The sequence below is a fragment of the Paenibacillus qinlingensis genome (genome assembly GCF_013204845.1).
GTDB classification, from domain to species: Bacteria; Bacillota; Bacilli; order Paenibacillales; family NBRC-103111; genus Paenibacillus_E; species Paenibacillus_E qinlingensis.
In genome coordinates this window covers 1-12,194 of sequence record NZ_JABMKY010000006.1, presented here as the reverse complement: position 1 = coordinate 12,194, position 12,194 = coordinate 1, and the positions used below count along the sequence as shown (strand labels likewise).

13 protein-coding genes are annotated in these 12,194 nt (G+C 46.3%); 5 read left to right on the top strand and 8 right to left on the bottom strand.

The genetic code is table 11. The features are described 5' to 3' along the window. The first annotated feature begins 31 nt into the window (after positions 1 to 31). Positions 32 to 349, top strand: coding sequence for a hypothetical protein (locus tag HQN88_RS13540; protein WP_173112467.1), 318 nt, complete (start codon positions 32 to 34; stop codon positions 347 to 349). 75 nt (positions 350 to 424) lie between these two features. On the opposite strand, the gene HQN88_RS13535 is transcribed toward HQN88_RS13540, so the two are convergent. Then, a complete protein-coding gene (locus HQN88_RS13535) occupies positions 425 to 751 on the bottom strand; it encodes a hypothetical protein (RefSeq protein WP_056615938.1) in 327 nt (108 codons plus the stop codon). An 80-nt stretch (positions 752 to 831) separates the two neighbouring features. Further along, the gene (locus tag HQN88_RS13530) at positions 832 to 1,401 is read right to left on the bottom strand and encodes a xanthine phosphoribosyltransferase (protein ID WP_173112464.1); all 570 of its coding nucleotides are present in this window, start codon (positions 1,399 to 1,401) and stop codon (positions 832 to 834) included. 279 nt (positions 1,402 to 1,680) lie between these two features. Here HQN88_RS13530 and HQN88_RS13525 point away from each other — a divergent pair, with 279 nt between their 5' ends. Further along, positions 1,681 to 2,394 (top strand): DUF4309 domain-containing protein, encoded by a 714-nt coding sequence (locus tag HQN88_RS13525; protein WP_173112461.1) that lies wholly within the window; start codon positions 1,681 to 1,683, stop codon positions 2,392 to 2,394. A 55-nt stretch (positions 2,395 to 2,449) separates the two neighbouring features. Here HQN88_RS13525 and HQN88_RS13520 read toward each other — a convergent pair whose 3' ends face one another. Next, a complete protein-coding gene (locus tag HQN88_RS13520) occupies positions 2,450 to 3,085 on the bottom strand; it encodes a DedA family protein (RefSeq protein ID WP_337995189.1) in 636 nt (211 codons plus the stop codon). Positions 3,086 to 3,228: 143 nt separating this feature from the next. On the opposite strand from HQN88_RS13520, the gene HQN88_RS13515 reads away from it, so the two are divergent. Further along, positions 3,229 to 4,269, top strand: coding sequence for a YkvI family membrane protein (locus tag HQN88_RS13515; protein ID WP_173112458.1), 1,041 nt, complete (start codon positions 3,229 to 3,231; stop codon positions 4,267 to 4,269). Here the strand turns inward: HQN88_RS13515 and HQN88_RS13510 are convergent. From HQN88_RS13510 to HQN88_RS13490, 5 genes are all read right to left on the bottom strand, one after another. Next, positions 4,201 to 4,638: a hypothetical protein gene (locus HQN88_RS13510; protein ID WP_173112455.1), complete on the bottom strand. Its 438-nt coding sequence runs from the start codon at positions 4,636 to 4,638 to the stop codon at positions 4,201 to 4,203. The two genes, HQN88_RS13515 and HQN88_RS13510, sit on opposite strands and share 69 nt — an antisense overlap. A gap of 29 nt (positions 4,639 to 4,667) precedes the next feature. Beyond that, on the bottom strand, positions 4,668 to 4,943 hold the full coding sequence (locus tag HQN88_RS13505; protein ID WP_173112452.1) for a hypothetical protein: 276 nt from the start codon (positions 4,941 to 4,943) through the stop codon (positions 4,668 to 4,670). A 65-nt stretch (positions 4,944 to 5,008) separates the two neighbouring features. Next, on the bottom strand, positions 5,009 to 8,230 hold the full coding sequence (locus HQN88_RS13500) for an AAA family ATPase (RefSeq protein ID WP_173112449.1): 3,222 nt from the start codon (positions 8,228 to 8,230) through the stop codon (positions 5,009 to 5,011). After that, the gene (locus tag HQN88_RS13495) at positions 8,227 to 9,504 is read right to left on the bottom strand and encodes a metallophosphoesterase family protein (RefSeq protein WP_173112446.1); all 1,278 of its coding nucleotides are present in this window, start codon (positions 9,502 to 9,504) and stop codon (positions 8,227 to 8,229) included. Before HQN88_RS13495 ends, HQN88_RS13500 begins: the two co-directional genes overlap by 4 nt. Before the next feature lie 26 nt (positions 9,505 to 9,530). Continuing rightward, complete coding sequence (locus HQN88_RS13490; protein ID WP_173112443.1) at positions 9,531 to 10,694, bottom strand: glycosyltransferase family 4 protein; 1,164 nt, start codon at positions 10,692 to 10,694, stop codon at positions 9,531 to 9,533. A gap of 173 nt (positions 10,695 to 10,867) precedes the next feature. Between HQN88_RS13490 and HQN88_RS13485 the strand changes: the two genes are divergently transcribed. Together HQN88_RS13485 and HQN88_RS38625 are read left to right on the top strand one after the other, a co-directional pair. After that, positions 10,868 to 12,004 (top strand): GGDEF domain-containing protein, encoded by a 1,137-nt coding sequence (locus tag HQN88_RS13485; RefSeq protein ID WP_246320233.1) that lies wholly within the window; start codon positions 10,868 to 10,870, stop codon positions 12,002 to 12,004. An 85-nt stretch (positions 12,005 to 12,089) separates the two neighbouring features. Further along, on the top strand, positions 12,090 to 12,194 hold a 105-nt coding region (locus tag HQN88_RS38625; protein ID WP_173112440.1), incomplete at its 3' end, for a hypothetical protein.

Here is a 12,194-nt window from a genome sequence, read left to right as displayed (position 1 = left end):
AACTCATGGCTACCGTAAGGGGGACATTCCAATGGAGAAGAGAACGTACTACATCAATGTTGGCACGGGAGAAGTACTCGAAGATAGCACAGCACTTGATTATGAATTTGAAATATCTGCAACGGAAGATGATGTCGCCAAGCTGCAGGAGCTTTTTGAGGAAACTGACAATTCATCTCAAGGCAGCTATGCGACTTCCTGGCTCCCCTGGAAAGTATATTACTCCAATGAAACGAATCAGGAATATGATTACTATTTAACCGAAGTATATCGTACGCTGCACCGACTTGGTTCTGAGCAAACCAAAAGGCATATTGAAACCATGAACGTGTTAGAAAATGGCATCTAGCCTTGAATTTGCCAAACATTAAAAGGCCAAGAATCCCTATGGAATTCATTGGCCTTTTTGTCATATATGGTTTATTTAACTTACATGCTCTTTCGAATCGTTCGTTTCAAACCAGAAATCAAGGACTTTGCTTGACATCACACGTTTCTTAATATAATCCGATTGTGCAACAGAGAACTGCTGCTCCCACTCGATTGTTAGCTCCGTACAAAGCTTCACGATTGTTAACAACTCGGACCAGGCTACATAGCGTTTATACCAGAAAAATTGAGGGTGTTCAATCATATACGGATACAGGTCATCAAACTCTGTATGTTTACAATCAAGCGCACGTTCAAAGTGAGTCTTTGCTTCCCCTAGCTTTGTCATAAAATAGTCAATGGAACCATTTTCGATACCCATAGATGTCAGCCTCCTCTCTTACCTTGTAATCATTATAAAGGATAAATCGGTTTCAGGGAAGTCATTCTCGTCATGTAAAATCAGTCAAAAGTGATCTGCCCGTTGGCAAGTGAAGCAATTCGAGCGAGTGACTCTACGCGGATACCGCGTTCACGAATGGATTTTCCGCCATTTTGAAAGGATTTCTCGACAACAATCCCAACACCGACAAGTTCTGCTTCTGCTTTTTCCACAATGCGAATTAAGCCGCGTGCAGCATCCCCGTTAGCAATGAAATCATCAATCAACAGGATACGCTCCCCTTTACCAAGCAAATGCGAGGACACCATAATATCAGTAACAATGCCTTTGGTAAAAGAAGGAACACGTTCACTATACGTATCTTGATCCATCGTCAACGTCTTCTTGCGACGAGCGAATACCATCGGGACACCAAGTTGCAAAGCCGTCGTATACGCAATAGGAATACCGGATGATTCCACAGTTAACACTTTGTCTGGCTTGGTCTCTCTAAACAATCTTGCAAATTCTTTCCCCATCTCCATGATGAGAACAGGATCTACCTGGTGATTCAGAATAGCATCAAGTTTAAGTACTTGATCAGAAGCAACGACGCCGACCTCTAAGATCCGCTGTTTTAATAACTCCATGAAATCGGCCCCCTATAGCTGTCTATTATGAGTAAGTTACCATATTGCTCCCGCCTCTTTCAAGTCCATTTAGAAAATAACAAAAAACACTGAAACTTTTTGGGCTTCTGTGGTGTCTATATATATATGAGGATTTCATTCAATTGGAATTCGTTCTAGAATTGCTCACATTTGGGCACGAAGATGCATTGAAAACCTTCGATAAAACAGTATCATTAATCTTACTAATATTTTTCACTTCAATTACACACTTCAACTACTTTTCGGAGGAAAGGATAGATGGCAATGAACAACCTAATTAAACCCATCCTTGTAGGCTGTATGCCTGTTGCAATTGCATCATTCTTGGTGACTGGATGCCAAGAATCATCTGCTCCTGCTCCAAAGGCTACCATAGACGCAACAACAACGTATATACCTTCACAGGTAAACCAGGAATCCACGCCTCCGACTATCGTTGTATCTCCGACGTCGACACCTGTGGTAGACGAAAGCATCAAGCATGAGGCACAAGTGGCTGGTATTACCAAAGTGGATCAAGATGATGTCCCATCGCAAATTTTTGCAAGTCCGAAGCCCACTGCTAAGCCGAAGATTAAAGCTGAGGACGCCTATCAGCAAGAAAAGCCGACCTTGATGGGCTTAAAGTTGGGCACTCCGAAAGCTTCAGTCTTGGAGCGTTTTGGTAAAGTGAAGAAGCAATTCCTGATGGAAGAAGACGACATCGAGGTTTATGATTTCAACGACTTTTCGGTTGGTTTCAATAGCAAAGGAACGCTTGAATTCGTAGACGTGCACTCGATTGACATTGATCCAGGGTTACATGGCTTGCGTTTAGGGCAAAGTCAACAAGATGCGATTGCCATCCTAGGCAAGCCTGATACGAACTCCACCTATGTCCTGTCTTATAAAGCACAAGGCACTTTGCTTAAAATCGATATCGACCCGCATGACAACACGATCCAATCCATTAAACTTTTTGCAAATTCTTAAATTCGTACACATTTATTAAACAAAAGACCATGAATTCAGCCTTAAAGGTTGAATTTCATGGTCTTTTTTTCGGCTTTCGTTTCAGTACAACAACGTGATGGTTGCGAAAGCGCAGGTAGATCAATACGCCAATAGCAGCTAGTATGACCAATATGAATAATGAAATCCCCATATAGGTATGAAACAAATGTAAGAAACTCTCGAAATTATTGCCGATAAATCGGCCCAGCGTCACAAAGGTTGTACACCAGAGCAGCGCCCCGGTTCCCGCATACAAAATATACTTATAAAACTTCACACCGCTAACGCCAGACAAATAACAAGTGAAATGACGTACGCCAGGCACAAAATAACCGAAGAAAACCGTCCACAGACCGTATTTCTTAAACCAGCCTTCCGCTCTCTCGATTCGGCTCGGCGTCAGCTTCACCCATTTGCCATACCGATTGAGAAATGGTTTACCTACGCGATGACCAATGAAATAACTAACCGTCATGCCCGTCATAGTCCCTGCATAAATAACAGCTAGTGTGGGACCGAAGTCAAAAGGACCTCCCCAAGCGGTCAAAGAACCGATAAAGACCATCAAGGTCTCATCAGGAATTGGAACGCCAATCATCCCAGCGGACAACAAAAGATATAAGGCAACATAGCCATATTGGCTAATAAAATCAAACAGGAATTCCTTCACGACCTACACTCTCCCGAGTTTAACTTCAACTGCCTCTTAGCTGTCAAAGGGACTTAAACAAATCTCGTCCTATGTAACAGTCATGCAAGCTTATGTACAAACATACCTTGTACTATATCAAACGAAAGAAAGCGAGGCAATATATGCGAAATCGTGCACAGATTGTCCGTGTCGCCTTCACCTACATCGGAACCGTCGTTGGGGCTGGGTTTGCTTCCGGGCAAGAAATTCTTCAATTTTTCACTCGCTATGGCTCGCTCGCTACATTAACGATCGCTTTATCTACCGTGTTGTTTATTTGGATTGGGATACAACTTATGCTTATGGCGCATGACTTAAAAGCAGAATCCTATGAGGATTTGAATAAAGTTCTTTTTGGCGAAAAAATCGGAAAGTGGATCAGCTTGTTTATGATGGTTGTTCTTTTTGGCATTACAACCGTCATGTTAGCAGGTGCAGGAACAGTTTTTGAGGAACAGCTCCACCTCTCGTACACCACAGGACTTCTAATCACGCTTGTACTTTCTTATGTCATTCTAACACGCGGGATCAAAGCCATCATGACCGTAAACTCCATTGTTGTCCCCATCATGCTGCTCTTCAGCTTCGTCATTGTTGTGTATACTTGGCATTCGCCAACGTCCGGCAACTGGCTGCATATCTCCAGCGATGATTCTCTTGTACGCATTTGGTTTGCACCATTTCTATATACAGCATTTAATTTGGCCATGGCACAAGCTGTACTCGTTCCGATGGGAGGCGCGATCCGCGATCGCTCTGTCCTCTACTGGGGCGGATTGCTTGGAGGTGCTGGCATTGGATTACTTCTACTTGCCGCACATTATGCCCTTTCTGCACAAATGCCGGGCATCGCACAATTTGAAATTCCGATGGGAAATATTATGACAAAACTAGGTTATTTCCCGCAAGTCGCCTATCTGCTCGTTATTTACGGCGAAATATTCACGACCTTTATCGGGGATGCCTATGGGTTATCCATGCAACTCCAGCAACGAATCAAGATACCTCCCAAATTGCTGCTCATCGGTATTTTACTTCTCAGCTATGCCATCAGTCACATTGGTTTTAAAACGCTGTTAACCGCTTTATACCCGCTATTTGGCGTGGTGAGTGTCGTTTGGCTCGTGTTGATGATCTGGCGTAACCGTCGAAGTACGTTGTAGGGCATTCCCTAGCGGGAAACTGAGTACGATAATCAACCGTATGATCAATAGCAGCATCCCCATCGCAGAAAAGATAATACCAGTAAGTAAGTATGCCCAATGGAAATTTGCGATTTCTGTGTGATCTCGACCGACAGCCACTAGCATTGCGATCATGAGTAAAATTCCTATGATAAATAAACCAACGACAGAGTAATCCATGATCGTCCATCTTGAGAGATAGGTGACTGCAATCTGGGCTTGGCCGACGGCTCTTGGCGAGGCAGCTTGCTGCCTCCATAGCTGATGCACCGTCCATGCGGTATAGAAGCCGGCACCTGTCACAAATAGACCGACCACCGCACCTAGAATAGCTAAAAACAAATTCATTCATGACCCTCCTTTCATTTGACCTTGAGCTAGTGCTGGCGCAAGCCATAAATGAGCAATAATGTGCAGCCGAAACTAATGACTGGTAGCGCATAGAGCAAGGGTAAGATCATCACGTGAGGAAGCTTTATCGCAGGAAACCACAGCAACTGCAGTTGTTTCTTTTCCAGCTCCCCGTCCTCTTGATTTCCCTTATGAACTCGGAGAGCGTCACTCGCTCCCTCATTCCACTGAATCTTGCCTTTTTTCCATCCGACTTGATAGGAAATTTCTCGATGATCTTTCCGCTTATCGTTTCCTTCCACGTTCGAGACCTCCAGTCCCATGTTTCAATAATTGCGTGATCTAAAAAGTCCAGTTCGGACAACCCCTATAATTGAATATACAGGTGATCAGGAATTACATTTGCAGCTGCATCGCGCACATGGCCATGGCAAGTAAATAACAGCACTTGATGACGCTGGCTCAAATCAGCTAAGACACGCAAACAACTTTCCATCCGTTCCTCATCGAAATTCACGAGAATATCGTCCAAAACCAGCGGTAATATAGCTTTGCCGCCATACTCTTCTACAAGTGCAAATCGCATGGATAAATACAATTGCTCAGCTGTGCCACGACTCAGTTGATTCGTATCCACCTGTTGTCCATTTGCTCTTACCGCCAGTAAGCGTTGTTCGCCAAATGGGGCCTTCACAGCTTCGAATGCACCATTCGTCATCATTGCGAAATACGTAGAAGCCCGCAGAAGCACGCCTGGTTGACGATCCTTTTCGTACATATCACGGGCCTTTTTCAATAGGAGCGCAGCAAACGAAGCCACCGCATATTGATTTACTTGCTGAGATATCGTCGCTCGAATCCCTTCCGCCTGCAGTCGCAGATTTGCCGCTTCCGCCCCCTGCTCTAGCTTCTCAATCTGCCCCGAGAGCTTGCCAATGACCTCTCTGAGCTCATTCGCTTGCGTGATCGTCTCCGACAACTTCTGTTGCAGCGAAGTAGCTAGAAGAGCCAGATCTTCTTCTCCTTGTGATTCCATTAGCTCCATAAAGCTCCCCATTAATGAACGGCTTACTAACGATTCAAAGGAGGCTTGGAGTACGCGACTTTCGTCTTCAAGTTTGTTGCGTTCCAGCTGTTCCCGTTCCATAATCCGCAGGTGTTCGCCATCTCGTGCAGTGGCTTCCTGTAAGAGTTGATGAAGACGCGCTTGTGTCCGGTCCATATGTTGTTGAACTAGCAGAAGCGCCTGTTCCGTCTCAACGATTAACTGTTCAAATTGCCTTTGTTCCGCGATATGTACGTGCTGACGCTGCTCATCTTCTTTCCATCGCTTCAAAGCAAACAAATAATCTTGGTTGGAGGGAGGCAATTCCAGTAATTTGCGAACCGTTTCTTCATAGGTATGAACGTTTTCGGTTAACATGTCTCTTTTGGAACTCAATTTGTGAAGTTGGCGCAACCCATCCTGTGCCAACTCGATGACTCCAATCGTTTCTAGCAAGGCATCCGTCGATAGATGCGCCCCTACCCCCAGCTTGTGCAACCATTGCTCCCATGAGGCATGTATTTGCAGCGTTTCTTTTTTGATTTCTTCTGCATAACGAATACGCTGCTCAACTTGTTGCCGAAGCAGTTGTAAATTTTCACGCGCATCCCTTAATTTCTCAAGCTTACGGAGCTGTTCACTATGTGCATGTTTACCTTTATCTACTTCTCGGAACCAAGCATCCAGATGTGGCTGAAGGTCTTGAATCGACACACTAGCATTACGATAGTGACCATGTTGGGTAAATTCTGTTGCAGCAGCCGCTTCTTGAAGATTAGATTGTAGATCGTGCACTTGTTCAAAATGGCGCAGTTGCTCCTGAATACTACGTTCCAGCTGCCCCAGCTCCTGCTCCAAACGATGATCTTGGACAATGGTGGCGGGCATGGCACGAGATGCCCTGCTCCCTTCCACTCGACGACCCATAAGCCAAATATAGCCGGTCACCCCTGCGAAAATAAGGAAAACAAATGAGGCTGCAAGCCAATTTCCCTGCCATCCGATAAATAACGGAGTGCCAAGCGCAAGAATGCCTGCCCCTATCATCATACGTTGACGAAATGCACGCGTTGCATCTTTACCAGCTTTTGTCGCATCTTCGAGACTCTGCAAGTAGTGATTTTGCTCAGCTTGGCGTTCTTGCTGATGTGTAAATTGACTTGTGACTAGCTGCCAACGCGCATAATCCGCAGCCAACTTCTGTAATAAAATAAATGGATCAGAGACCATCATCTCTGCGTTTGCTTGTATGCCTTTGCATGTCGCTTCAAGATGACTTACCTGATCTTGTCCACGATTAACTTGTGTATGTAAACTGTCCAATTCTGCTCCAATGCGCAGTTCAAGTTCGGAGCGATTGCGGAATTGCTCTTTATACGTACGCACTTGTTCACGAAGTGAAATCGTCACAGCGAATGAAGTGACATCGGTCTCATCCCACTGCACATCCAAATTGGCTAGGAGTCTATCCACTTGAGCACGTTGGTGTGCTACCTCAACCCCAAGCTGCTCAATTTGGCGCTTATGCTCCTCATAGCCAGCCGCTTGCTCTAGCAAGTGATTCAGCTCAATCCCATTGGCGAGCACTTTGGGCTCCAACTGGAGCGCAGCCATCTCTCCACGCAAGCTCTGCACGCGCAGCAGCAGCTTGTCGCACTCCGCTTGGAGGCGCTCCTGCTCGGCCTCGAGCGCCTCCAGCCTTGCCGTGGCCTGCTCCGGGAAGCCCGGCCGTACCGGCAGGCCCTCCAGTTCGCGGCCGATCTGCCGCAAGCGGAGCCAGCCGCTGCGCGCCTTGCCGGCCAAGCCGAGCTTGTGCAGCTCCGCGCGCAGCGCCTCCTGCTGCCCCTCCAGGGCAGCAGCGCGCGCCTCCGCGGCGCGGCGCTCTTCCTGCAGCCGATCGTAGTCGGCTGCTCCATCACGGCTGCGGCGCAGCGACTGCTCCAGACCCTCGAGCTCCTTCAGGAGACGGTTCATCTCCTGATTGCGTCCGCGGGGTCTGTACAGGCCGTCCGCCTGCGCCGTCAGCTTGCGCTCGGCCTCCATGATGGCCGAGCCGCTTACACCAAGCCCAGCGCTATACAGATAGCCGCTGAGCTCGTCCGTCTGCAGGGAGCGAAGCTCCTGCAGCTCGGTTAAGCCAAAAGCGAACAAGCTGCGATAGAGGTCGGCCGAGAGGCCGCCCAGCAGCGTGTTCAGCTCCTCTTCTCCGCAGGTGGTACCATCGGCGAGTGTGACCTTAACGAGCCCCGCAGAGGCTCGTTTGCCGCCTGTGGCGGGCGCATCGTAGCGCTCAACGCGGATGCGCTGACCCTGCTCATCGAGCAGGGTTAGGGCACCTCCGTGGGCACCGCCGCCCAAAGGCTCATAACGCTCCGAACGATTCGTTCGCGTCGGGAAACCGAACAGCACCGCTCGGACGAAGCCCATGAGCGTGCTCTTGCCCGCTTCGTTGGCGCCGTAAAACACAGCCAAATTGCTGTCCGTATGCAGCTGACGATCACGCAAGCTGCCAAATCCATCGACTTGGATGGCAATAATTCTCATCCAGGTCCCCCTCCATCCGTGGTTAGCAGATCAGCAACAAGCACTTCCGCGGAACGCAGCCAATCGCGCAGCTGTTCAGGCGTTGCTGCCGCTGGATTCCTAGCAGATATAGGCATCCCCTGGAGCGCTGCCAGCGCTTCTTCAGCGAAACTTTCCAAGGCTGATTCGTCACTTTGCAGCACCGATGCATACCTTAATAGATCTCCTAGGAAGCTCTTCTCTTCCAGAACGGCTGCCAGATCAAGCTCACTGGCTGTCCGATCCTCGATGGATTCAATCCACACGAAACTGCTGCGCTCCATTTCGTCATCTCTGAACTCATCCATCAATTCTTGCAAGGGACGGCCTTTGCGCAGCCGCTCATGGATTTCACTGCGACCTTCCAATACAATGCGGACAATCCCATCTCGGCCGTTAGCCTCTTGATGAAGCCGGTCTAATAACTCGCCTAAGCGATCTTTCAACACTTGCTCCGATGGAATTGAGATCACAGACAATGTTTCTTGATACCAACGAACCGTGTCTAAGGCATGAAAAATAAGCTCTGCCCGCCCAGTATCGTCGATATCTACGAGATAACAGCCGCGAGGACCGGTTTCCCGAATACTTCGGCCTTGGATATTACCTGGATACACAATCGCTGGCTGAAGGTTCATTACTTGTCTCGTATGTACATGTCCAAGTGCCCAGTAGTGCATGCCTGCATCGATTAAATCCTGCTTACTGCAAGGGGAATAATTATCATGATGAGGATCGCCATCAACATTTGTGTGCAAGAGTCCAATCTGACACACTTGACTAAGCCCTCTTTTAAATTTCAAAGCAAGATTCTCTGTTACTGCTGAGCTCCCATAGGATATCCCATGAATTTCGGCGATAATGCCCCGATCTTGCTTCACGACCTGTAAAGTCTCCACATGATCAGACGCAAAAAAATGAACGTCTGCCGGCCAAACCAACTTTGCGGCACGTCCATCCTCGGGGTCATGATTACCATGTATAATATAAGCAGGAATGCCTTCAGACGCTAAAAGTTCCACTGCTTTTTGAAAGCGAATTTGTGCCCGCAGTGAACGATCCGATACATCATAGACATCCCCGCTAATTAGTACAAAATCCACCTTTTCTTGTATCGCAAGCGCCACAAGCTCCTTCAACGCTTCGAACGTCGATTCTCGAACTCGCTCTCGAACCCGTTCAGGAAGCGCCGACATGCCTTTAAATGGGCTATCTAAGTGCAAATCGGCAGCATGTATAAACCGCAGTCGTTTCATGGCTCAAACGCCTTCCTTTATGAACTTTATTCCTGTTGACCTGCTTCTTCTGGACTTGTTGGCTCCGTGACTTGATAGCGTTCATACACACTTTTTAATTGACGAAGTACACGATTTAATGAGTAGGTTTTTTTCGCCTTTTCCCATGCAGCTCGCGCTAAATTGTAGCGGAAGCTAGGGTCTATGACGACTTTCTCCAAAGCATGGCTCAAAGCCATCGCATCACCAACAGGTACAAGCAATCCATTGTGGCCATGCTCAATTTGCTCAGCGATTCCGCCAACATTCGTACCAATCAAAGCTAACCAGCACAGCGCTGCTTCTGCGAATACAGACCCGAAGGCCTCGGCACGAGATGGCAGAACAAACACATCGAAGAATGGCATGAACTCTTCCGGATGAAGCATATACCCATAAAAAATCGTATCTTCATAAATATTATGCTCGACGGCTAATTTCTCAAGTTCCTCACGACTGGGACCATCCCCAATAATATGTAAAACAAATGGATGTCCGCGTTTTTTCAGCTCGCCACATGCAATCAGCAATGTATCCAAGCCCTTCGCCGGAACTAAACGACAAACCGTAATAAATTGCGTGACTTGATTTTCATGTGAAATCGGGCGGAATCGCTTCTCATCAAAGCCATTTGGAATGACGCCAATGCGTTCACTGTCTTGCACGTAATCAGCCATGTATTGCTTAAACGAATTTGAAACCGTAATAATCTGATCTACCTTCGCCTCTAACTCCCCATAGATCTGGGTTAAGAATTGATGTTCCACGCCATTCTCAGCAATTCGCCCATTTAGAATAAGCTCTCTCTCGAAACTAGAGTGAATTGTCAAAATAACAGGTGTATCTGGATAAATTTGTTTCATAACCAGTGCAGCAATCGGGTGATGAGCATGTATAATATCAAATTTCTTAGAAATTCTGAGCTTTGTCCACCATACATAGTCTTTATAGGTTTGAATGTATTTATCGATAATTGGGTTGCCGGCATACTTCCGCCAATCAAACGTAGCGAATGACACATCCTCGGATCCCTTGCCGCGAATACGCTTAGGTAGCGAGAACAGTTCCATTTCCCAACCTTTTTTATTAAATCGTTCCAAAATATAGGGAACCATGGATGATACCCCACCCGGTTGTTCCGGGGGGAAAAATAATGCTTGCAATATGTTCATTGCATGAGCCCCTCTCCCAAATCCTTGAGCTTACCACTTCCTATTGTAACCTGTGCCTGGCGAATAGAAAAGAGAACACAAACTCAACAGCACAAATGTTCTATCCCTGCTCCGCTTTTTCCTTTATAATAGAGTCTACTTCTGTGGAAAAATAGACCAACTTGGAGGAACTCATGGACATCATGGATTTACTATTCGGTGAATTAGCTTCGTTTCTATCACATGCCATGATCGTTGTCATCATTGCGCTCATGATTGTGATCTCACTGCGTTTGTTTTTAGACCGACGCAAAAAAGCGTATATGTCCATGACGATATCGCTTATATTCGTCGGCATCCATTATTTGCTTCAAATGTATTTCATGCTAAGCGGCAGCAACACGAGCGTCACTGCTTACTCCCAGATCATGCTCAAAATTATTTCATTTGTACTTATAAATATGGGGATTTACCAATTATATAATCGCACAAATCGCAAGCAATATATATTTTTCTACGGCTTAATCGTGATGGGATTCGTCGTTTCTACACTTCACTATATCGTTCCAAATCTATACAACGGGACGGAGCATCAAGTTCGTCTTTTGCAGGATATTGGACTTGAGTTATATGTATTCGTGCTCATCTTTCTCTGTTTCTATATGATTCCACCCTACATAGGTCAGCAAATGAAATATCAACTGGCTTTGACGATTTACTTTTTGTTCCAGACGTCACAGCTTCTAAATACATATGTGTATAATGATGCGCAGCCGGTGCTTATCTTAGCTGTCAATATCCTGCCCATCATCTATTACTTTCTCTTATTTTTGATTCTCTTTGAACGTGTCGTTGAGCTCATGCAAGCCATCTACAATTCATCTATTACAGACGGCTTAACTCGCCTTTATAATCGTAAATTTTTTTACAATCGTGTTACCCAACATGTACAGCGTCATTTGCCTATCTATGTGTTGTTTAGCGACATTGATAACTTCAAGAAGCTGAATGATACACAAGGGCATCAAATGGGCGACAATGTACTTAAACAGGTTGCTCAAATTATGAAAGATGAAGCGGAAGAATGCGGGATTGCCGGTCGCTACGGCGGTGAAGAAATGGTTGTGCTCGTCTCTGATCCGAGTGTGAAAATGGAAACCTTTGCTGAACGTATTCGCAGTCGCATTGAAAAAGAAACGATCGTTACCGCTAGCATCGGATATAGCAAGTACAAGAACGGACTAAGTGCCGAAGAACTCATCAAACAAGCGGATGAAGCGATGTATCGTGCCAAAACGACCGGAAAGAACAAGGTAGTTAAATTCTCTTAAAAGCAAAGACCGTCAGGATGTAACTTTCTGAACTGCACCCCAATTGTTAGACACAATCTAACAATTGGAGGTGCAGTTTTTCTATATGTCCAAATTAACACCACAAGAAAAAATACAAGCTGCAAGAAGGTACCTTGAGGGAAAGGAAAGTCAGGATACCGTAGCTCAAAGTGTTGGGATATCCAAAGCT